Source organism: Nocardia sp. NBC_01327, assembly GCF_035958815.1.
GTDB lineage: Bacteria > Actinomycetota > Actinomycetes > Mycobacteriales > Mycobacteriaceae > Nocardia.
Window position 1 is genome coordinate 5,336,999 of the sequence record NZ_CP108383.1, and the last position, 20,565, is coordinate 5,357,563.

Annotated in this window: 25 protein-coding genes; 9 read left to right on the plus strand and 16 right to left on the minus strand. The window is 67.1% G+C overall.

Features of this window, described 5'->3' with window-relative positions:
- The first annotated feature begins 47 nt into the window (after positions 1 to 47).
- Positions 48 to 497, plus strand: coding sequence for an SRPBCC domain-containing protein (locus OG326_RS24675; RefSeq protein WP_327139493.1), 450 nt, complete (start codon positions 48 to 50; stop codon positions 495 to 497).
- A 1-nt stretch (position 498) separates the two neighbouring features.
- Here OG326_RS24675 and OG326_RS24680 read toward each other — a convergent pair whose 3' ends face one another.
- The 6 genes from OG326_RS24680 to OG326_RS24705 form a co-directional block, all read right to left on the minus strand.
- Positions 499 to 1,353, minus strand: coding sequence for a GmrSD restriction endonuclease domain-containing protein (locus tag OG326_RS24680; RefSeq protein ID WP_327139494.1), 855 nt, complete (start codon positions 1,351 to 1,353; stop codon positions 499 to 501).
- Between the two features lie 178 nt (positions 1,354 to 1,531).
- A complete protein-coding gene (locus OG326_RS24685) occupies positions 1,532 to 1,831 on the minus strand; it encodes a hypothetical protein (RefSeq protein WP_327139495.1) in 300 nt (99 codons plus the stop codon).
- A gap of 221 nt (positions 1,832 to 2,052) precedes the next feature.
- Positions 2,053 to 2,550: a hypothetical protein gene (locus OG326_RS24690; RefSeq protein ID WP_327139496.1), complete on the minus strand. Its 498-nt coding sequence runs from the start codon at positions 2,548 to 2,550 to the stop codon at positions 2,053 to 2,055.
- Between the two features lie 136 nt (positions 2,551 to 2,686).
- Complete coding sequence (locus OG326_RS24695) at positions 2,687 to 3,808, minus strand: nitronate monooxygenase (protein WP_327139497.1); 1,122 nt, start codon at positions 3,806 to 3,808, stop codon at positions 2,687 to 2,689.
- Positions 3,809 to 3,948: 140 nt separating this feature from the next.
- On the minus strand, positions 3,949 to 4,350 hold the full coding sequence (locus OG326_RS24700) for an NUDIX hydrolase (protein WP_327139498.1): 402 nt from the start codon (positions 4,348 to 4,350) through the stop codon (positions 3,949 to 3,951).
- A gap of 14 nt (positions 4,351 to 4,364) precedes the next feature.
- Complete coding sequence (locus OG326_RS24705) at positions 4,365 to 4,934, minus strand: TetR/AcrR family transcriptional regulator (RefSeq protein WP_327139499.1); 570 nt, start codon at positions 4,932 to 4,934, stop codon at positions 4,365 to 4,367.
- A gap of 39 nt (positions 4,935 to 4,973) precedes the next feature.
- Here OG326_RS24705 and OG326_RS24710 point away from each other — a divergent pair, with 39 nt between their 5' ends.
- Positions 4,974 to 6,215, plus strand: coding sequence for a KasA/KasB family beta-ketoacyl-ACP synthase (locus OG326_RS24710; RefSeq protein WP_327139500.1), 1,242 nt, complete (start codon positions 4,974 to 4,976; stop codon positions 6,213 to 6,215).
- Positions 6,216 to 6,227: 12 nt separating this feature from the next.
- On the opposite strand, the gene OG326_RS24715 is transcribed toward OG326_RS24710, so the two are convergent.
- Positions 6,228 to 6,947: a phosphatase PAP2 family protein gene (locus OG326_RS24715; protein ID WP_327139501.1), complete on the minus strand. Its 720-nt coding sequence runs from the start codon at positions 6,945 to 6,947 to the stop codon at positions 6,228 to 6,230.
- Positions 6,948 to 7,036: 89 nt separating this feature from the next.
- Between OG326_RS24715 and OG326_RS24720 the strand changes: the two genes are divergently transcribed.
- Positions 7,037 to 7,756 carry a response regulator transcription factor gene (locus OG326_RS24720; protein WP_327146569.1) on the plus strand — a complete coding sequence of 240 codons (720 nt, stop codon included), beginning with the start codon at positions 7,037 to 7,039 and terminating at the stop codon, positions 7,754 to 7,756.
- On the opposite strand, the gene OG326_RS24725 is transcribed toward OG326_RS24720, so the two are convergent.
- Genes OG326_RS24725 through OG326_RS24740 form a run of 4 tightly spaced genes read right to left on the minus strand, consistent with a single transcriptional unit; the run spans position 7,673 to position 10,068 of the window.
- Positions 7,673 to 9,121, minus strand: a complete 1,449-nt coding sequence (locus tag OG326_RS24725; RefSeq protein WP_327139502.1) for a sensor histidine kinase — start codon at positions 9,119 to 9,121, stop codon at positions 7,673 to 7,675. The genes OG326_RS24720 and OG326_RS24725 overlap by 84 nt on opposite strands.
- Complete coding sequence (locus OG326_RS24730) at positions 9,111 to 9,323, minus strand: hypothetical protein (protein ID WP_327139503.1); 213 nt, start codon at positions 9,321 to 9,323, stop codon at positions 9,111 to 9,113. Before OG326_RS24730 ends, OG326_RS24725 begins: the two co-directional genes overlap by 11 nt.
- A gap of 53 nt (positions 9,324 to 9,376) precedes the next feature.
- The gene (locus OG326_RS24735) at positions 9,377 to 9,790 is read right to left on the minus strand and encodes a hypothetical protein (protein WP_297624636.1); all 414 of its coding nucleotides are present in this window, start codon (positions 9,788 to 9,790) and stop codon (positions 9,377 to 9,379) included.
- Positions 9,787 to 10,068: a hypothetical protein gene (locus tag OG326_RS24740; protein WP_327139504.1), complete on the minus strand. Its 282-nt coding sequence runs from the start codon at positions 10,066 to 10,068 to the stop codon at positions 9,787 to 9,789. Before OG326_RS24740 ends, OG326_RS24735 begins: the two co-directional genes overlap by 4 nt.
- A 160-nt stretch (positions 10,069 to 10,228) precedes the next feature.
- Between OG326_RS24740 and mtnA the strand changes: the two genes are divergently transcribed.
- From mtnA to mtnC, 3 genes are read left to right on the plus strand one after another with little or no spacing between them, the layout of a single operon-like run.
- The gene (mtnA, locus tag OG326_RS24745; protein ID WP_327139505.1) at positions 10,229 to 12,004 is read left to right on the plus strand and encodes an S-methyl-5-thioribose-1-phosphate isomerase; all 1,776 of its coding nucleotides are present in this window, start codon (positions 10,229 to 10,231) and stop codon (positions 12,002 to 12,004) included.
- A 21-nt stretch (positions 12,005 to 12,025) separates the two neighbouring features.
- Positions 12,026 to 12,601, plus strand: coding sequence for a 1,2-dihydroxy-3-keto-5-methylthiopentene dioxygenase (locus OG326_RS24750; RefSeq protein ID WP_327139506.1), 576 nt, complete (start codon positions 12,026 to 12,028; stop codon positions 12,599 to 12,601).
- Positions 12,598 to 13,281 carry an acireductone synthase gene (gene mtnC / locus OG326_RS24755; protein WP_327139507.1) on the plus strand — a complete coding sequence of 228 codons (684 nt, stop codon included), beginning with the start codon at positions 12,598 to 12,600 and terminating at the stop codon, positions 13,279 to 13,281. The genes OG326_RS24750 and mtnC overlap by 4 nt, the downstream gene beginning before the upstream one ends.
- 24 nt (positions 13,282 to 13,305) lie before the next feature.
- Here the strand turns inward: mtnC and OG326_RS24760 are convergent, their stop codons facing one another.
- A complete protein-coding gene (locus OG326_RS24760) occupies positions 13,306 to 14,355 on the minus strand; it encodes a sigma-70 family RNA polymerase sigma factor (RefSeq protein WP_327139508.1) in 1,050 nt (349 codons plus the stop codon).
- A 77-nt stretch (positions 14,356 to 14,432) separates the two neighbouring features.
- On the opposite strand from OG326_RS24760, the gene OG326_RS24765 reads away from it, so the two are divergent.
- The 3 genes from OG326_RS24765 to OG326_RS24775 all read left to right on the plus strand — a co-directional run bounded on the left by OG326_RS24765 (position 14,433) and on the right by OG326_RS24775 (position 16,533).
- On the plus strand, positions 14,433 to 14,996 hold the full coding sequence (locus OG326_RS24765) for a maleylpyruvate isomerase family mycothiol-dependent enzyme (RefSeq protein WP_327139509.1): 564 nt from the start codon (positions 14,433 to 14,435) through the stop codon (positions 14,994 to 14,996).
- A gap of 185 nt (positions 14,997 to 15,181) precedes the next feature.
- Positions 15,182 to 15,964, plus strand: coding sequence for an IclR family transcriptional regulator domain-containing protein (locus OG326_RS24770; protein ID WP_327139510.1), 783 nt, complete (start codon positions 15,182 to 15,184; stop codon positions 15,962 to 15,964).
- Between the two features lie 116 nt (positions 15,965 to 16,080).
- Positions 16,081 to 16,533 carry a hypothetical protein gene (locus OG326_RS24775; protein WP_327139511.1) on the plus strand — a complete coding sequence of 151 codons (453 nt, stop codon included), beginning with the start codon at positions 16,081 to 16,083 and terminating at the stop codon, positions 16,531 to 16,533.
- Between the two features lie 54 nt (positions 16,534 to 16,587).
- Here the strand turns inward: OG326_RS24775 and OG326_RS24780 are convergent, their stop codons facing one another.
- Genes OG326_RS24780 through OG326_RS24795 form a run of 4 tightly spaced genes read right to left on the minus strand, consistent with a single transcriptional unit; the run spans position 16,588 to position 20,479 of the window.
- Positions 16,588 to 17,190 carry a GTP-binding protein gene (locus tag OG326_RS24780; RefSeq protein WP_297624611.1) on the minus strand — a complete coding sequence of 201 codons (603 nt, stop codon included), beginning with the start codon at positions 17,188 to 17,190 and terminating at the stop codon, positions 16,588 to 16,590.
- Entirely contained in the window at positions 17,171 to 17,542 is a 372-nt protein-coding gene (locus OG326_RS24785) for a DUF742 domain-containing protein (RefSeq protein WP_327146570.1), read from the minus strand. Before OG326_RS24785 ends, OG326_RS24780 begins: the two co-directional genes overlap by 20 nt.
- Positions 17,542 to 17,967: a roadblock/LC7 domain-containing protein gene (locus OG326_RS24790; protein ID WP_327139512.1), complete on the minus strand. Its 426-nt coding sequence runs from the start codon at positions 17,965 to 17,967 to the stop codon at positions 17,542 to 17,544. Before OG326_RS24790 ends, OG326_RS24785 begins: the two co-directional genes overlap by 1 nt.
- A complete protein-coding gene (locus OG326_RS24795) occupies positions 17,945 to 20,479 on the minus strand; it encodes a sensor histidine kinase (RefSeq protein ID WP_327139513.1) in 2,535 nt (844 codons plus the stop codon). The genes OG326_RS24790 and OG326_RS24795 overlap by 23 nt, the downstream gene beginning before the upstream one ends.
- Positions 20,480 to 20,565 lie beyond the last annotated feature (86 nt).

Genomic DNA, 20,565 nt, shown 5'->3' on the forward strand with positions numbered 1-20,565 from the left:
CCGTAGCCGGAGTCCGCAACCGGAACGTGTTTCAGTATTGTTCCCCCATGGCCTTCGTGATCGACAACAGCGTGGAGATCGACGCACCCGCCGAGCTGGTTTGGCAGGTGCTCACCGACGTGGACAAATACGGCGAGTGGAACCCCTTCGTTCCTTCCTGCCAGACCACCCTCGAACCCGGCACCCCCATCGACATGCAGGTGCGCTTGGGCGGGAAGAACCCGCGCAAGCAGCGGGAATTCATCTACTCGCACACCCCGGGCAAGGAATTCAGCTACCGGATGAAGCCGGTCCCGGGTCTGCTGCGCAGTCAGCGCCAGCACATCCTGACTCCGCTGGATGACGGTCGCACCCTGTACGAATCGCACTTCTATATTGCGGGCCCCCTGAACCCGCTCGTCGGCGGATTGTTCGGCGGGGCCATGCGCCAGGGATTCGGCGGGATGACCGATGGACTCAAGAAGCGTGCCGAATCCCTGAACGCGGTGCGCGACTAACCTATTCGCAGGCTACGCCGTCGCCGTTGCCGTCCAGCTGGAGTCGGTAGCCCGGGTCGTTGCGGCGTAGCGGAGCTTTTCCGGCGGCCCGTACCTCGTCGCAGGTCTTGAAGTAGATCGTGACGGTGCTGGTCGCCGGGGCTGCGGGAGTGGTTGCGCCGCAGGCGGAGAGCACCTTTGCCATGGCGTCGTGCTCGGCGCGGGTGACCCAGAGGCTGTAGATGCTTTTCACTTGGATCTGCCGGGCCACGTAGGTGCACTGGTAGTCCTTGCGGGGCGGGAGCCACTCCGCGGCATCGGAATCGCCCTTGCCCTGGTTGGTCGGGCCGTCGACGGCCTGCAGGTTTCGCGGGTCGTTGGCGAGGTTGCGGCGCTGTTCGGGGGAGAGTTGCTGAGCGCCGGTCATCCAGGCATTGCTCAGTGCCACAATGTGATCGATCTGGACGGCGGAGCTGGTGTCGCGGCCCTGTGTGAAGACTATGGTCTTGCCGGTGTAGACGTCGGACAGGGTGCCGGAGACGACCTTGCACTTCTCCCTGGGGTCCACCGACGGGGTCCGCAGATCTCGCTGCAGGATGTCATTGCGGGTGTCGCACCCATTGTGACCACCCGAGACGGCGACATCGTCGCTCCAGGCCAGGCCGAACTGCTCGCGGTTGTAATCCGTTTTGGGAGCGCGGTTCTGGACCGGGAGGCGCTCGAGCAGCGACCGCGCCTGGGTCACCTCGTCGGTGGGCGGAGTCCTGGGGCCGGGTCTGTTCGTCAGCACCAGTGCGATGACGGTGACCAGCAGTAGCCCCGCAATAGCGAGGGGCAGCAACAACTTCCGGAGGCGCGATGGCTTTTTCTGCAACATGTCCGGAACACCGTGCCAATCCGGCGGCCGAAACAGCAAGTCGCACGGACGGTTCGGAGACCGGCGTCACACGCGCGGAACGAACGACAGTGGCGCTCACGGCTCGAGCCGAGAGCGCCACTGCGATCAAGGAAGGTGCGAGGGGTGTGCCGCCCCGCTCATCGGGGCGGTCGTGCCGCTACCAGCGATCGCGGCAGTGATCGGGGTCCGGATGACCCCACTGATCGTGCTCGTCATTATGCCAATTGCCCTGCCGGTCGCAGTGCCAGTCATAATCGCCGCGGGGCGCACGAGGGTCGTGGAAATCGGGATGGTTATTGCCGCCCCATTCCGGCGGGGCGCCCTGATTCGAACCACCCGGTGGCTGCTGATGCATCGGGACAACCGTATCGGCGCTCGCCGTCCCCGCGAGTGGGGCGGCGAACAACGCGCCTACCGCCGCGACGGCGAATACGCGACCGATTATCTTGCGTTTCATCGTGATTCCTTTCCAGTCGTTTGACCAGCAACGATCTACCCGACCGTCACGCCATCGTATTTGCCCGCTGAATAACAACAGGGTCATTCTCTGGCGGTTCGAAGAAAACTCACAGCTGAAGAGCGAGACGCACAGAAAGAATAGAAGCTGCTTCTACTCTTTGGTCCAGAATTAGCGAAAGAGACATTCAGGACATCTAATCGGCCCAGGTCGGTGAATGATCAGGCCTGATGCAGCCACGCTATGAAGAAGGCTGCGCCGCCGGCGAATAGCAATAAGGAGACCGGGAGCGGCCACCACGGCCCGGTTCGGCTGAGTAGTCGCTGTGAAAGGCCGCGCTGCACAATGCCGAATGCGGCGAGCGGCAGCGACCACAGCGGGAACAATCCCACACCCAGCGCGGCATGCACCGCCCAGGTGCCCGCCAATGACGGACCGCCCCAGGAGTTTTCGAGGTCGTTCCCGGCGATCAACGGATAGAAGGCTCCACGCAGCAGTGCGACAACCGCCAGAACGACCGCGAACCAGGAGAGCAATCCGATCGCGGCGGCGAGCAATGTATGCAGGGCTGTCCGCCACGGGCTCGGCGCGCGCAGCTCGAACGGTTCCCGGAACACCCGCCGGGTCACTCGGGCCCGAACCCCGATGGAGGCGAACGCGATCGGAAGCGCGAGCACCGCGTAATACGCTGCCCGCAGTATCCGTTCACGCTTCGTCATGAGCACCACGGTAGCCGCGGCCGGATCCGGAACCCCGCACCGAAACGGCCAGACCTGATCGCATGCCCATTAACGTGCGCAAATACGAATCGCCGCACCGACATTGATGTCGGCGCGGCGATTCGAGAAGTGCGTACTACGCGTTATTCAGCTTGTTCAGACGCTCGCACGACTCGAGGTACTCGGCGATCAGGCGCTGCACGACATCGGCGGAACGCTCGATCTTGTTCATCTGGCCGACAACCTGGCCGACCGGATTGAAGTTCACGTCCTTCGCGGCCTCCGGGTAGCGGTGGCCGCGCTTGACGCCATCGAGGGCGACCATCATCTGCAGCGGCATGCCCAGCGGGTTCGGGGTGTCCTCGCGCTCCCACGCCTCGGTCCAGTCGTTCTTGAGCATGCGGGCGGGCTTACCGGTCCACGACCGCGACCGCACGGTGTCACTGCTGGTGGCATCCAGGTAGCTCTGCATCTGCGCGGGCGGCACATTGGCCTCCTCGACGGTCAGCCAGATCGAACCGGTCCACGCGCCGGCCGCACCCATGGCCAGCGCGGCCGCGACCTGACGGCCGTTGCCGATACCACCGGCCGCGAGCGCCGGCAGATCGCCGATCGCGTCGATGACCTGCGGCCACAGCACCAGCGAGGCGATCTCGCCGCAGTGCCCGCCGCCCTCGGTGCCCTGCATGACGACGAAGTCGAGCCCGGCCGCCTTGTGCTTGAGCGCGTGCTTGACCGAACCGCACAGCGCGCCGATCAGGCGGCCGGAGTCCTGGATCTGCTTGATCACGTCATCGGGCGGGGTGCCCAGTGCGTTGGCGACCAGCTTCGCCTTGGGGTGCTTGAGAATGACCTCGATCTGCGGGGCGACCGTGGTGGCGGTCCAGCCCAGCAGCTGATTGTGCCGCTCACCCTCGGGCAGATGCGGGACGTGATGGTCCTCGAGAATCTTCTCGGCGAAATCGCGGTGGCCCTGCGGAACCATTTCGGCCAGTTTGGCTTCCAGTTCCGCGGGGCTCAGGCCGTCGGCGCCCTTGCCCTCGTACTTCGAGGGGATGACCAGGTCGACGCCGTAGACGCCGTGCACATGCTCGTCCAGCCAGGCGAGCTCCACCTCGAGTTCCGCAGCGGTGAATCCGACCGCGCCGAGCACGCCGATGCCGCCGGCATTGCTGACCGCGGCTGCCACATCGCGGCAATGGGTGAAGGCGAAGATGGGTACATCGATGCCCAGGCGATCACAGATCTCGGTACGCATGTGGGTGGGGCTCCTCTTGACTTCCCGGCACTGGAATGTTCTGACCTCACACTAGAACATGTTCTACATTCAGACCAGTCTCCCGAAGACCACCGGCAGGAACATGCCACCCGCTTGTTCTAGTTGCCGTGAACGTGCAGTCAGTGCAGCAATAGGCCGTCCGCCCGGAGATCGTCGAAAAGCAATTGATCGACCGGCGGTACGTGCGGCCGATCCGCGTACGTGAACCAGGCCATCTCCTCTATCTCACTACTGACGGAGAGGGTGCCGACATAGTCCGCCGTGTAGCAGGCCATCCGCACGACCGCGCCGGGAATCGCGGCCTCGTAGGTGCCGACATGCGCCACCGACTCCGGCGCCAGGGCAACGGTCAACTCCTCGTGGATCTCTCGCACGAGGGTCTGCAGATCCGTCTCCGCGCCTTCCCTTTTGCCGCCGGGGATATAGAAGATGTCCTTGCCCCGAGGCCGGGCGCACAGGATCCGCCCACTCTCGATACGCACCCACGCCACCGTGTCGATCAGCCGCTGCTCCGTCTGCATCCCCGCAGCCTAGGTCAGTGCGAGAACAGAACCGCTTGCTCCACAAGGCGGTTCATCGCGCGGGTCACCCGGTCTTCGTCGCCGGTGATCCAGAAGTCCTGAATGAGACCGCGCATACCGGAGATGAGCAGGGTGGCCGCGGCCTCGGGATCATCGTGGGCGGGGTCTATGCGGGCCAGAGCCTCGGTCATGGCCGTGACCAGGACCTGGATGGCGTCATTGGCGTACGAGTCGAAGGGACTGCCCGGGACGCAGGCCGCGCCCAGGACCTGGAGCAGCACCCGGTTGCTGACGGCCCCGTGCCCGGTGGTGTTGATCGCGAACGAATGGGAGAGGCGGTCCCTGAGCACGGCGGGGTCCTCGATGCCCCGGAAGAGGGCGGCAATGTCCGGGCGCTGGGTTTCCAGGGCGGCCACAAGCATGTGCTCTTTGGTGCCGAAGTAGTGGATGAGCATGCGGGAGCTGGTGCCCAGGTACTCCGCGAGCGGGCGCAGGGAGAGTTCGGCCAGGCCGTGGTCGGCGATGTACGCGATGACTCCGGAGAGGAGTTCGGCGCGACGAGCATGGTCGAGGGGGCGTGGCACGGGTTGACTGTAGCGGACGGTACAGGTATTCATGTCGACATGGGTGTAACGACTGGTACAGAAACTCGGCGTGTGGTGGTCACCGGAATGTCGGCGACCACCTGCCTCGGGGCCGATCTCGATACGACGTGGGCGCGGCTGCTGGCGGGAGAGAGCGGAATCGCGCCGCTGACAGACGATTTCGTGGCAGACAATCAACTCCCGGTGCGGATCGGCGGCCGGTTGACCGCGCAGCCGGGCGAGCAGCTGACCCGAATCGAACAGCGGCGCATGTCCTTCGTCCAGCAGCTGGCCCTGGTGCTCGGGCGGCAGGTGTGGCGGGAAGCCGGGGCCCCGGAGGTCGACGGGGAACGGCTGGCGGTCGCGGTCGGCACGGGCCTCGGCGGCGGAGAAGCGCTGGTGCACGCGGTCGATGTGATGCGCGCCGGGGGCTATCGGAAGGTGCCGCCGATGACGGTGCCCATGGTGATGCCGAACGGCTCCGCGGCGACCATCGGATTGGAGCTCGGCGCGAAAGGCGGTGTCTACGCACCGGTTTCCGCATGCGCGTCGGGTGCGGAAGCCATCGCCCACGGCTGGCGGCTGATCGCCACGGGGGAGGCGGACGTGGTGGTCGCCGGTGGGGTGGAGGGGCATATCGACGCCGTGCCGATCGCCAGCTTCGCCATGATGCGGGCCATGAGCACCCGCAATGACGAACCCGCCCGCGCCTCACGGCCTTTCGACAGGGAGCGCGACGGGTTCGTCTTCGGCGAGGCGGGCGCCATGCTGGTGCTGGAATCCGAGGAGCATGCGCTCGCGCGGGGTGCGCACATCTACGGCCGGGTGCTCGGCGCGGGCATCACCTCGGACGGCTATCACATCACCGGCACCTCCCCGGATGGTGACGGGGCCGCACGGGCCATGCGCAAGGCGATTTCCTCAGCGGGCCTGTCCGCCTCCGATATCGACCACATCAATGCGCATGCCACGTCCACGCCGGTCGGCGATGCCTCCGAGGCCAATGCCATTACCGCCGTGACGCCCGAAGCCTCGGTGTACGCCCCGAAGTCCGCCCTGGGCCACTCCATCGGCGCGGTCGGAGCCCTCGAGGCGATCCTCACCCTGCGCACGCTCGAGCGTCGGATCATCCCGCCCACACTGAATTTCGAGCAGGCCGATCCGGATATCGATCTGGATATCGTCGCGGGCACGGCACGCACTGCGAGCATGAACTACGCGCTGAGCAATTCCTTCGGCTTCGGCGGCCACAATGTCACGCTGACACTCGGCCGGGCCTGACGCGGCGAAAACCTAGCCGCGCAGGGCTTTCGGCACCAGGGCCGCACCGCGCACCGCCACCGGGCGCAGCAGTGTGAAGCAGAGGGTCAGCCACAGTGCGCCGAAGAGCAGGCCGCCGAGGATATCGGTGGGCCAGTGCACTCCGAGATACAGCCGGGACAGCCCGACAGCGAGGACGAAGCAGCCGGCGACGACCACGAGCAGCGGGCGCCAGAGGCCGTGCAGCAGCGGCAGTATCAGCGCGACCAGAGCTCCGACGATGACCACCGAGCCCAGCGTGTGCCCGGACGGATAGGAGTGATTGGTCTCGGTGACCAGGTGATCGATGACCGGCGGACGATCACGCCCGATGAGCAGCTTGCCCGCGAAGGTCAGCACCCCCGCACCCAGCGCGGTCATGCCGAAGAAGACGGCCGTCTCCCACTGCCGTCGCCAGGCCAGCAGCAGGCAGATCAGCACCGCGAGGATTCCCATGGTCGTGGTGTCACCGAGCGCGCTGATCACCTTGGCGATGGAGGTGAGCGTGCCGCTGCGATGGTCGATGAACCATTGCAGCCAGCGTGCGTCCGGGCCGAGCGGATCGGGGTGCGTAATCACCGCGAGGGTCAGTGCGAGCGTGAGCGCACCGAGGACGAGCAGTGCGACCAGAGCGGCGGGCTCGGACAGGAGTGGCCGCGGACCGGGCGCGGGCACCGATGATTTCTCCTGCAGAGGTGAGGTGGCGGACGGCATCCGTCGACCATGGCATGCGGCCGCTGAGAGGAAGTTGAGAAGCCGGGTCGGCGCACAGGTCCGGGGGAGGTCTGTTGCATGCTTGGTCGGTGCGGGTACTGGTGGTGGAGGACGAGCAGCGATTGGCGCGCACGATCGCCCGCGGGCTCGAGCTGGAAGGTTTTGTGGTGCAGCTCGCCCACACCGGCGGCGAAGGACTGTGGTGGGCGCTCGAGGACGATTTCGATGTCATCGTGCTCGACATCATGCTGCCGGAGCTGAGCGGCTACGAGGTGCTGCGGCGGCTGCGGCAGCGCGATGTGTCGACGCCGGTGCTCATGCTCACCGCCAAGGACGGTGATTACGAACAGGCCGATGCCCTGGATCTGGGCGCGGACGATTACCTCACCAAACCGTTCTCCTTCGTTGTGCTGATCGCCCGCCTGCGGGCGCTCATGCGCCGCCGCGCCCCGCAGCAGCCGTCACTGCTCGCCGCGGGTGATCTCACCCTCGATCCGGTGCGCCGGGCGGTGCATCGCGGCGGCACCGCACTCACCCTCACGCCCCGCGAATTCGGACTGCTGGAATTCCTGCTGCGGCACAAGGGCATTGCCGTCACCAAAACCGAGATCCTGCGCAATGTGTGGGACGCGAACTATGAGGGCCCGGAGAATGTGGTCGAGGTGTATGTCGGCTATCTGCGCAAGAAGATCGACGCACCCTTCGGGCACAGCAGTATCGAAACGCTACGGGGTGTCGGCTATCGGCTGATCGATACCGGGACCGGCGACGGGCAGATCGATCACGAATCGAGCGCCACCCCAGGGTGATTCGCCGACCGTGACGGCGCCCGCATGCGCGGCCACCAGCTCCGCGACAATCGCCAGACCGAGCCCGGAGCCGCCGGAGGCCCGCGCGCGATCGGCCTCGAGCCGGACGAAGCGGCCGAAGATCCGCGCCCGATCGGCCGCGGCGATGCCGGGACCGTCGTCGTCGACCACGATGCTGGCGCGTTCCCCGTCCTGCGCAATGGTGATGCCCACCTGCGAATCGGCTTGTGCGGCAGCATTATCGGCGATATTGCGCAGCACCCGGGCCAGCCTGGCCGGATCGCCGATGACCCGTGCGGGCCGGATATCGGTGCGGACTGCCACGGTGCCGCGAGCTCGCAGCGCGGCCGCCTGCGCGTCTCCGAGATAGTCGAGATCGACATCGCCGGTGCGCAATTCGAGGCCGTGCTCGTCGGCGGCGGCGAGGGTGAGCAGATCCTCGATGAGGTACCGCATGCGCTCGGTTTCGGGCAGCAGCGTGTCGTCGATGAGATCGCGGTCCAGCACCTCGGGCCGGTCCCGCGCCAATTCGAGCGCCGCGGTGACAGCGGCCAGGGGACTGCGCAATTCGTGCGAGGCATCCCCGACGAACCGGCGCTGGGCCAGATGACCGGCCTCGATGCGCGCGAGCATGCCGTTCATGGTCTCGGCCAGCCGCGCGATCTCATCGCGGGCCGCGGGCACCGGCACGCGCTCGGACAGATCCGTCGCACCGATCCCGGTCACCCGCCGGCGGATCTCCTCCACCGACCGCAGGGAGCGTCCCACCAGCAGATAGGTCGCCGCCGCGGCCGCCGCGACCACCACCGGCCCGCCCACCGCCACCAGCGCCGCCACCCGGGTCACCGCATGCTCGGCCGATTCGGTGCTGACCGAGACCAGCACGGTGTACTTCCCCCGCGGTGTCGCCACCGTACGGGCCGAAATGCGTAAGTCCAGGTCATCATCCGAATGCGGCCGCAACCCGATCACCCGATCCCCGAATGCGGCCGGATCCAGCAGCGGGACATCACGATTGGAATCCGACGACCGCACCACCCGCCCGCCCGCGTCCACCACCTGGACCGTCTCGATCGGGCTCCCCGTGGCGAACAGCGGTCCCGGCAGGTCGGCCACCGCATTCTCCGGCGGATCCTCCGCCGAGATCCGCGACAGTTCGGACGCGAGTGCATCCATCCGGGTTCCGGCCGTCGTATCGAGTTCCCGCAGCAGTGATCGATGCAGCAGCCAGAGCATGGCCATGGCCGCCACCAGCAGCACCGCCCCCACGACAAGTGCGGAGGCGATCGCCGACCGGACGCGCAACCCCCAGCGGGAAGGGCGCGACCACTCCGGAATCCGATTCACCCACCCATCATCGGCCACGAGCCGCACCGATCCGCGCTCGGCGCACCAGCCACACCAGCACGATGACCAGCAGCGGCGAGAGAATGAGAATCGGCACGGTGGCCGCACCGGTGATCGGCTGCAGCGCATCGATCATGCCGTCACCGATGCGCTGACCGATATCCCGGACGAAGTCGATGCGATCGGATTCCCCCGGAGCTTCCTGAGCCGCCCACGTCACCCGCTGAACGTACGCGCGAGATGCGCTGTCGGCGACCAGCTCTCAGCGGGCGCTCAGGGCAGGGTGTCGGTCTGGATGCGGGGATCGAGTTTGCGGAGGGTGTCGGGGCGGTCGGTGAGACAGGGCCAATCCCGGCTCACCGCTTCGATGGTCGCGTGACCGGCGGGAATCAGGGAGTCCGCGTCGATGCGGTCGGCGAGGGCGGCGCCGAGTTGATCGCTCGCGGGACGGTCGAGGGGCTGGATCACCGTATTGGGCAGGTCCAGCAGGACGGCCAGAATATCGAGGCGGCCGGGCGGGATGAGTGCGCGCGCGGCGGCCAGGGCGGTGGCCGGAACGATAATGGTGTGCCCGGCGTCAGCGGTGGCCCAGACCACCGATTGCACGTAGGCGACGCGATGAGCCCATGCGGTGAGAGCGGCCGTGTCGAAGACGACGCCGCCCAGGGTCGAGCCTGCGGAGGTCATGCTGCGCCGGCATGGTCGCCGGCGGCGTCCTCCTCGGATAATGGGGGCAGGCCCTGTACGGCCCGCGCTCGGTTGATGAGGTCGAGAGGTGGCCGGCCGCCGAAGACCTGCTCGATGCGAGCCAGGGATTCGGCCCGGTCGACACGGACCTTCACGGATTCGGCCACAAAGGCCGAGATCGATTCGATGCGGCCCTTATTGCGCCAGTCATCGAGCGTGGCGGCGACTTCTTCCGGCATCGTCACGGTGATCTTTCGGGTGCGACGCTGTCTCGCCATACCGGAAGGATACTTGGGTATGGGCGACAGGTGCGACAGGCCCGCACCCGGAGTCGGGAGTTTCCAATTCCGCTGATCTGAAACCTGCCGCTCACGCGGCGATCCGTGTTCGATACGGTTGACGTGCGCCCATATAGCCAAGCTCAGAGGACAGATGCAGATGGATGAGAGTTCGATCGCGTGGGTCGACGGTGCCCTGGTCACCATCGATCAGCGTGCGCTGCCGCAGCAATTGCGGGAGCTGCGGATCACGACGGTCGACGATCTCATCGACGCCATCAAGTCACTGGCCATCCGCGGCGCTCCGGCGATCGGGGTGTCCGGTGCGTTCGGTGTGGTGCTCGCGGCACTGGCCGCGACGACCGACGGCGTGGTGAATACCGGACAGGTGGAAGCGGAATCCGCGCGTGTCGCGGATGCGCGGCCCACGGCGGTCAATCTGGCCTGGGGGGTCAAGCGGGCGCTCGCACGGCTGCCCGGCGGTGTGCAGGCCGTGCTCGACGAGGCGCTGGAAATGCTGGCCGAGGACGGCCGCGTGAATCTGGCCGCGGCGACCCATGCCGCTGATCTGGTGCAGCGGCTCTGCGGGGATCGGCCGCTGCGCATCCTCACGCACTGCAATACCGGCCGCCTGGCGACCACCACGGTCGGCACCGCCATCGGCGCACTGCGGGTGCTGCACGACCGCGGTGTGCTCGCGGAAGTGATTGTGGACGAGACCCGTCCGCTGCTGCAGGGCGCCCGCCTGACCGCCTGGGAGATGGCCGAGGCCGGTATCCCGCACCGGCTCACCATCGATTCGGCGGCCGCGTGGGCCATGGCCACCGAGGGGGTGGACGCGGTCCTGGTCGGCGCGGACCGCATTACCGCCGACGGCTCGGTCGCCAATAAGATCGGCACCTACATGCTGGCCATCGCGGCGAAGCGGCACGGGATTCCGTTCATCGTGGTCGCTCCCGAATCCACCCGGGATGTCGCGACCGCGACCGGCGGCGACATTGTGGTGGAGCAGCGCGCGGCGTCCGAGGTCACCGGATTCGGCGGTGTGACAACGGCTCCCGAGGGCACGCTGACCTTCAATCCGGCCTTCGATGTGACACCTCCGGACCTGGTTACCGCGGTGGTCACCGAAAACGGTGTGCTCGGAGCGGTTTCCGGCGACGCCGAGTCCGGGTCACTGAGCGACCGCCTCCACGCACAGTGGGTCGCCGACTTCGAACCCGATGACGAGCCGATCGCCTTCGGTGCGGCGGCGGGAGATTTCCTCGCCACCCTCGCCACACCTGTCGCGGACGAACAGGCGGATGAGCAGCATGAGGGCGGAGAAGCGATCGCGACGATCGCCCGCGGCCTGTACGGCAATGGCTGGATGCCCGGTACCGCAGGCAATATCTCTGTGCGCCAGGCGGATGCGGCCGTCATCACGGCGAGCGGTTTGTCGAAGGGCGAGCTCACCGCCGACGATATGGTGACCGTGGCGGTGGCCGATTCCCGGCCGCTGGTCGCGGGCGCGCGAAAGCCCTCGGCGGAGACCACGATTCACACCGCCGTCTACCGCACCACCGGCGCTACCGCGGTTGTGCATGTGCACCCGCCGCACGCGACGGCCCTGTCCATCGGTGCAGGCGGCGCCACCGCGCAGCCGGTGCGCTTTTCCGGCTACGAGCTGATCAAGGGCCTGGGCGGCGCCCGCCCCGACCTCATCGACATTCCGGTGTTCCCGAATCATGCCGATGTCCCGCAGATCGGCGCCGATATCGAGAAGTACCTGATCGAGCACCCGGATGCCCCGCCGGTGCTCTTCATTGCCGGGCACGGCATTACGGCATGGGGTGCAAGTCTGGCCCAGGCCCGCGATCGCGCCGAATGCCTCGAGGCCATGAGCGAATTGATCACATTGACCGGGCGTCGTGAGATCCCGGTGGGCGAGAACTAGTTCCCTGAGGAGGAACCTCGAATGACTTTGCTGCAGATCATGTCCGATAAGGACGCCGCCGACGTCACCCTGCGCACCACCGATGACGCGGTGATCGCGGCCGAACTGAACAAGCGCGGCATCGTCTTCGAACGCTGGTCGCTGTTCGAGGGTCTCGACGGCGCGACGGCGACCGAGGACCTGCTGGCCGAATACGACGACCGCATCAAGGCACTCAATGCCGACGGCCGCTACAAGTTCATCGATGTGGCGCGCATCCACCCGGACGAGTCCGATCCGGAGTGGCCCGCCAAGGCGGTGGCCGCGCGCACCAAGTTCCTGGACGAGCACCGGCACGCCGAGGACGAGGTGCGTTTCTTCGCCGCCGGGCAGGGCTGCTTCTATCTGCACCTCGGTGATGAGGTGCTGGCAACGGTCTGCACCGCGGGCGATCTGGTGTCGGTGCCCGCGGGCACCCTGCACTGGTTCGATATGGGCAGCACCCCGGAGTTCGTGGCGGTGCGGTTCTTCGAGGAGCAGGACGGCTGGATCGGCGATTTCACCGGTGACAAGATCTCCGGCGGCTTCCCGACCCTCGATGAGCTCCTGACGGCATGATCAAGGTCATCGTCCTCGATATCGAGGGCACCACCAGCCCGACCAGTTCGGTGCGCGAGGAGCTGTACGGCTACACCCGCGACCGGTTGCCGGGCTGGCTGGCCGAAAACCAGGGCGGGGCGGCCGATTCCATTCTGGCCGATACCCGCGCGCTGGCCGATCGGCCGGACGCCGGGACCGACGAGGTGGCGCAGATCCTCATCGGCTGGCTGAATTCGGATGTGAAGGCGGAACCGCTCAAGGCCGCGCAGGGCATCATCTGCGCGGAGGGGTTCCGCAACGGCGCGCTGTTCGGCGAGTTCTTCCCCGATGTGCCACCGGTGCTGCGCGCCTGGCGGGCGCGTGGCCTCGAGCTCTACATCTACTCGTCGGGTTCGGTTCGCAATCAGAAGGATTGGTTCGAATTCGCCCGCGGCGGGGATTTGTCCCCACTGGTCAGTGGGCATTTCGATCTGACCACCGCCGGCCCGAAGCGTGAGGCGTCCTCCTACGAGAAGATCGCCGGCGCCATCGGCGTTCCGGCGCAGAGCATTCTGTTCCTGTCGGATCATCCCGACGAACTGGACGCCGCCGTCGCCGCGGGCTGGTCGGCGGTCGGCGTCGCCAGGCCGGGGGAGCCGAACCCGCCGCGTCCACCCCACCGCTGGATCAGCGATTTTGCCGAGGTCGAACCGAACTGAGCCGCAAGGCGAATCGCGGCTTCCTCAGGGCAGTGACAGGGGCAGCGCGAACGGCGTGAAGTGGTCGGGGCCCAGGAACGAGGTGAGCTCGGCGATGCGCTCACCGCGCAGCGTCAGCACCGTGATCGACCAGGCGAGGTGCGCACCCGCGCCGTCGCCGAGGTAGAACGCCACGGCCGGTTGACCATTGGCGCTGATCACGAGGTGCCGCCAGCTCGGGCAGCGGGTCATGGGGACCTGGACGGCGAAGTCGGTGACCGCCTCGATGCCCCGATACCAGTGCGGCAGTGGCGGCATGGACCAGGTGACGTCCTCGGTGAGCAGTGCGACCAGGCCGTCGGCGTCGCCGCACTCGAGGGCGGTGGCGTACCGGGTGACGAGTTCTCGAACCCGGGTGTCGCCGATCAGGCGCAGCGTCTGCTGCTGTGTGCGGGCCGGAACCCGCTCCGCGACGACCCTGCGAGCGCGCGCCAGCGCCGAATTCACCGATGTGGCCGAGGTGTCCATCATCGCGGCGATCTCGGCCGCGGAGAAGCCCAGCACCTCGAACAGCAGCAGCGCGGCCCGCTGATTGCCCGAAAGGTGTTGCAGGGCTGCGACGAACGCGAGTTCGATGGCCTCGCGCTGCTCGTAGCGGGCGACCGGGCCCCGGTTGTCGGTGAGTCCCGCATCGGGGCAGGGGCCCAGCCAGGCAATATCGGTCAGCGGAGCGCCGTCGAGCACCGCGCGGTCACTGGACGGGCCGAGGTCGACCGGCAGCGCCCGTCTGCCGTGGGCGGCAACGATATCCAGGCAGGCGCGGGTGGCGACCGTATACAGCCAGGTGCGCAGCGAGCTCCGCCCTTCGAAGCGTCCCAGCCCCCGCCACGCCCGCAGCAGCGCGTCCTGTAGTGCATCATCGGCATCGTGGGTCGAGCCGAGCATGCGGTAGCAGTGCGCGTGCAACTCCCGGCGCAGCGGCTGCACGAGGCGGTTGAACGCCGCATCGTCCCCGCCGCACGCCCGCGCCAGATCGGCCGCCTCGGCGCGCGCGGTCGCCGGATCCGCCGGCGTTCCGGAAAGAACTTCTCCCACAGGCGACGATTCTGCCGCACGGCGAGAGTCCCACTCTCGACCGAGAATGCCCGGACCCCACCAGGAGACCACTCGACATGATCGACACCGATATGTGGCCGCTCGTCCACGCGGAGCGAGCCGCGCTGGCGGCCGACCTCGCGGACCTGACCGGCGAACAGTGGACTACGCAGTCGCTGTGCACCGAATTGACTGTGCGCGAGGTGCTCGCCCACCTCACGGCCGGCGCGACCCTGACTCCCGTGCGGTGGCTGGCGGGCGTGATCCGCTGCCGGTTCGATTTCGAGAAGCAGGTGGCCATGCGACTGGCCGAGCATATGGGCGCGAGCCCGGCCGAAACACTGGACAGGTTCAGGGAAGTCGGCACGAACACCACCACACCGCTCATGCCGACCGTGGCAATGCTCGGTGAAGTGATCGTGCACGGCGAGGACATCCGGCGACCACTGGCCATCCACCGCGACTACCCGATCGAAACGCTCACGCAGGTCGCCGAGTACTACCGGGGCACCAACCTCCCGGTCCTCACCAAGGGCCGGATCGGTGGCCTGCGGCTCGCTGCGATCGACGGACCCTTCACCACCGGATCCGGGCCGCTGGTATCCGGCACCACCGTGGCATTGATCATGGCGATGGCCTGACGCACCGCGTACTGCGATGAACTCGACGGTGACGGCGTCACGCGCCTGCGCGACCAGGGGTCGCGGTAGCGGTCATCGAAGGAGCAACGTTCTCGGCCCTGCCTGAATCCTGTTGACACTGCTGGACTCTCATCACACACTGACCGAGTCACAGTGACCTCACAGGAAAGCCCGGGTGACCGTGGATGTCCGATGATCACACGGTGGTCGGCCGCGTCGTCGCCATCACCGACGCGATAGCGGCCGCTGCCGGGCCGTTGACGCTCGCGGCGCTCACCCATGGCACCGGTATTCCCAAGCCGACTGTTCGCCGCATCGCCAACGACCTGGTGCGCCATCACGTACTGGAGGCCACTCCCGCGGGCTACCGGCTCGGACCGCGGCTGTCCTACTACGGATTCCGTGCCGGGCGTGCGGAGGGTCTCTCCGTCGTGGTGCCGCCGTACCTGCGGGACCTGTCGTTGCGCGCACACGGCGAGGTCAGCTGGTGCGGGGAATTCTTCCGCGGTGAACTGGACTTTCGCCAACTGGTTTTCGGTCACGAGTACCGCGCGGACATCAGTTCGCAGACGTGGCCGTCGAGTGCCCTGCTCGGCCCGAGTTTCGCGCTGACCGCCGGTGGGCGACTCCAGAGCGCCTTCGACGACGCGCTCAGTGAGCAACTCGCGCAGACCGGTTGCCGTCCGCTGACGCGATACTCGGCAACCGCACCCCGTGAACTGCGGTTGTTGCTCGAACAAGCCCGCGCCACCGGACTGGCCTACGAACGTGAACAGGTCACGCTGGGGTGGAGTTGCGTGGCGGCGGTCATCCTCGATGCCGAGGAACGGCCCCTGGGGGTCATCGGACTAACCGGACGCAGTTCCGTTGCCGCCCAGCGCTCGACGCAACGCGCGCTGATCGCCGCGGCCGATGCCATCGGGCGCGAACTCCGATCCGCCCGGCGCGGCCCCCGTGTCGTTGAGTGACACGCCCGACCGAGCCGACCTGCGCGAACACCTCCGAATGAATATCGAAGGGACGCACTCGGATATCTCTCACAGCACCAGATCGTGTGCGCCACCACCTGATTTCAGGAGCGACCATGTTCTCCCCGTTGAAACGAATGCTGTGCGCCTGGCTCTTCGTCCTCGGCACGAGCGCTGCCCTCACCGTCTCCGGCACCGTCACCGCACCGGCCGTACCGCCCGGCGCGGTGGACCTGCAAACCGATTGGGATGTATATCAACGCCCGTCCGGCACCACCGACAGTCCGCTCGGCTTTCACGTCCACATCTCCACGTCCGGACCCGACAAGACGAACACCTTCGTGGAGTTCACCGGACGCGCCCACACCAGCACCTACGGCGGGGACATAACGGGCGGGCAGATCCGGGGCCGGACGATCACCTTCACCATCGACTGGTACAACGGCAAAACCGGTTTATACCAGGGCAATTGGTTCGACGATGGCTATCTGCGCGGTCACACACAGGAGCAGGATGCGAGCCACACCGCTGAATGGTGGACCCGATACAACGACTGGACCCTGACATAGGACCGCTCAACCAGATCGCGCCCGTTCCGGGTTCCGGAACGGGCGCGAGTGTGGTCAGGGGGTGATTAACTGGCCGCCGGGTGCGGCGGCCTTGGTGATCAGGTATTCCACCAGCGCCATGAGAACGTTCTTGGCGGAGGCGCGATCTCGGGCGTCGCAGAGCAGCACCGGGATGTTCTCGTCGAGGTCGAGGGCGTCGCGGACCTCGACCGGGGTGTAGACCGGCGCGCCCTCGAAGCAGTTCACCGCCACCGTGAATGCCACGCCGCGGCGTTCGAAGAAGTCGATCGCCGCGAACGAGCCTTCGAGCCGCCGGGTGTCGGCCAGGACGACCGCGCCCAGCGCACCGCGCGCCAATTCGTCCCAGAGGAACCAGAATCGGTCCTGTCCGGGCGTGCCGAACAGGTAGAGCACCAGGTTCTGGTCGATGGTGATACGACCGAAGTCCAGGGCCACCGTGGTGGTGGTCTTGCCCTCCACGCCGCGCAGATCGTCCACGCCCGCGGAGAGTTCGGTGATCAGCTCTTCGGTGCGGAGCGGCGTGATCTCACTGAGCGCCGCCACCATAGTCGTTTTGCCGACGCCGAACCCACCCGCGATGAGAATCTTCACCGAGGCGGCCAGGGGCCGGGAATTGTCAAAGTTTTCGGATGCCATCGAGTACAGCTCGCAAAATGTTGAGGTCTCCGGGCCCCGCGTCGGAGACCGGTGACCGGAAGTTGAGGATGCCGTCGGAGATGAGGTCGCCGACGAGGATTTTGGTCACTGCCAGTGGAAGCCGCAGCGCGGCAGACACTTCGGCGACGGACAACGGGAGTCTGCACAGGCGGACGATGTCGCCGTACTCAGGTTCGACACGTCGCAGCGGTGGCGCCGCATTGGGAACCACCACCGATGTGAGCATGTCGAGATCGTGCGCTGCGCCCATGGTTCGACCGCCGGTGCGCGCGTACGGGCGCACCAGCGGCCCAGCGGCGTCGTCGAACCAATGATCCCCCGGCCGAGCCATCATGAGATCCGGGGGTTGACCTGTCCGGCCAGATGATGGCGCGGCGTGGTGGACAGGTAGGTGCCGACGCGCTGCACCGTCAGATTCATTTCGTAGGCGACCATGCCGAGGTTGGCCTGCTCGCTGGCCTGCAGCGCCAGGCAGGCATTGCTGCCGGCCGCGGTCACGAACAGGACGGCGCGATCGAGTTCGATGACCGCCTGGCGGACGCCGCCGCCGTCGAAACGGCTGCCCGCACTGCGGGCGAGACCGTAGAGGGTGGAGGACATGGCGCCGAAGTGTTCGGCGTCCTCCCTGCTCATGGCGGACGAGCGTCCCAGCAGCAACCCGTCGGTGGAGTGCACCACCGCGTGTCGCACGCCTGCGAGCCGATCCACCAGATCATCGAGTAGCCAGTTGAGATCACCAGCGTTTGAGGTGGTCACCGTCGCCTTCCTGTCGTTCCTGGAATGGTTTGGACGTCGGCTCGACCGTACCGGGATCGGCCCGGCGGCCCTGCCTGGTTCCGTTTTCGATGGCGGACATGAGGTCTCGGGCCTGCTCGGCCGTGCGGGTGGGCTGTTCGGACGACTCGGGAGCCGTCTGATCCTGCGCCAATTCCGGTGCGAGACTTGCCTGCCGGCGCCTACGCGGTAGCGCGGGCCGGGCGTCCGAGCCAGTGTACTGGGAGCGATCGAATTCCCGTGAGCGGAAACCGATATCGGGCTCAGGCTGGGAGAACGGTGGCGGACGGTGCGAGTTCGGCTCCGTCGGCGGCTCGTACGGCCGCAGTTGGGGTTCGAATGTCATCGGGCGCTCCGGGACTCGGGGTTCGGGCCGGGCCGGGAAGGACGGGGGGAGTGCCGCGGGTGCGGCGGGGGGCTCGAGCTGCCGGGGCTGCTGCGGCTGTTCGAGCTGCTGTGCGGCCGCCTCGGCCTGCCGGGCCGTTTCGACCGCCAGGGCGGCATGGAACTGCCCGGTGTCGAAAGCGCTGGGCACGGCCGGGATTTCACCGGTGCGGCCTGTGGATACGGTGAGGCTGGAGGGCACCAGCACAATGGCGCGCACGCCGCCGTAGTCGGATTCGGTCAGGCGCACCGAGATGCCGTTGCGGACCGCCAGCTGGGCGACCACGAACATGCCGAGGCGGGAATCCTCCGACAGCGTATTGACGCCGAAATCCGGTGGGTTGCGCAGCATGTCGTTGATACGGGCGATCTCGGACTCCGGCATGCCCATGCCCTGGTCGACGATCTCGACGGCGATGCCCTTGCCGACCACATTGCCGCGCACCTCGACCTGCGACTGCGGCGGGGAGAAGTGCGAGGCATTGTCGACGAGTTCGGCGAGCAGGTGCACGAGGTCGGCGACGGCGGTGCCGGCCACGGCCACCTCGGGCAGCCGGGCGATCTTGACGCGGGTGTAGTCGAGGGCCTCGCCCACACCGCTTCGCACGACCTCGATGAGCTGCACCGGGTTTCGCCACTGCCGGCCCGGCTGACCGCCCGCGAGAATGATCAGGTTCTCGGCATTGCGGCGTTCGCGGGTGGCGAGGTGATCGAGACGGAAGAAGATCTCCAGCAGCGCCGGATCCTCCTGCTTGGCCTCGGCCTCGTCCAGCACCTCGAGCTGACGGTGCACCACGACCTGGCTGCGGTGCGCGATATTGAGGAAGACCGCCTTCACACCCTCGCGGGTGCGGGCCTCGGTGACCGCGGCGTTCACGGCGGCGGTGTGCGCATGGCCGAAAGCCTGGGCCACCTGGCCGATCTCATCGGTGCCGAAGTCCAGTTCCGGTGTCTCGGTGGACACCTCGACCTGCTTGCCGTCGCGCAGCTGCGCCATGATCTCCGGCAGTCGCTCATCGGCGAGCACGAAGGTCTGGTCGCGAAGGCGCTTGAGCCGCCGGATGATCCGGTTGGCCAGCACCAGCGCGATGAGGAACGCCGAGGCGGAGACCAGCAGCATGGCCCCGCCGGCGATGGCGGAGTTGCGCGCGCTGTTGTCGGCGGCGCGACCGGCCGCGGCCAGCGACTGCTTGCTGACCTGGTCCCACTGATCGATCAGCGCCTTGTTGACCTGATTGACCGCGTCGTGCCACTCGGCGGGCGTGAAGGTCAGCGGCGCGACCGGCGGGGTGGCGCCGTTCTTGAGCGGCGCGGCAGTCAGGGGATCGAGAGCCCGTGCCATCAGCACGTTCTCCATCATGATCAGTTTCTGCCAGGCCGGATCATTGACGACCGAGGCGCCGGAGGCGTCGCCCTTGCTGCCGTCCGCACCGGCGAGCAGGCCGACATTGACGCGGTACGCGCCGACGACACGGGTGAACTCGATGGCCAGATCCGGGGACAGCGTGCCGTTGTTGATCAGGACCTCGGCCAGTGCGGCTGCACGAGAGAGCATTTCCGAGGCCGAGACGATCTGCAGCGTCTCGGCCGTCCCCATCGCGACCTCGGGATTGGGGGCGGTGGTCTCCACGGCGCGGGTGCCGATGGAGATCAGGTCGAGCAGGTGTCCGTAGAACTGGTAGGCATCGGCCAGCGGAAGGGCATTGGCGTCGATCTGGGTGCGCACGGCCGCGAGCGATCGGCTCAGCGTGACGAATCCGCCGACGTCACCCTTGACGTCCTGGGGGCCGAGGTTCTCCATGTCCTTGGTGGTCCCGGCCATACCGCGCAGCGCGTCGTCGAGCCGAGTCCTGGCCTGGGTCAGGCCTTTCGGATTGGGTTCGTCGCCCGCGAGCTGGGCCAGCGTGAGCTGGCGTTCCAGCTGCACCGAGCTCACCAATTCCTTGCTGAGCGGTGTGGCGGCGGTGAGTGCGTCCGCCCAATCTCGCGCGTTTGTGCCCTCTACCACCAAATATCCCGCGCCACCCACACCGATCACGAGCAGCGCGAGGCTCGGGACGAGTGCGATGGCGAGAACACGGGTCCGGACCCCGAGCCTCGCTCTGAACATCGGCACAACGTAACGGGCGAACGTCACATAAGTCACTTAGATCCCGTTGAGCGGGAACATGATTGACACCGACAGTGATGCATGCA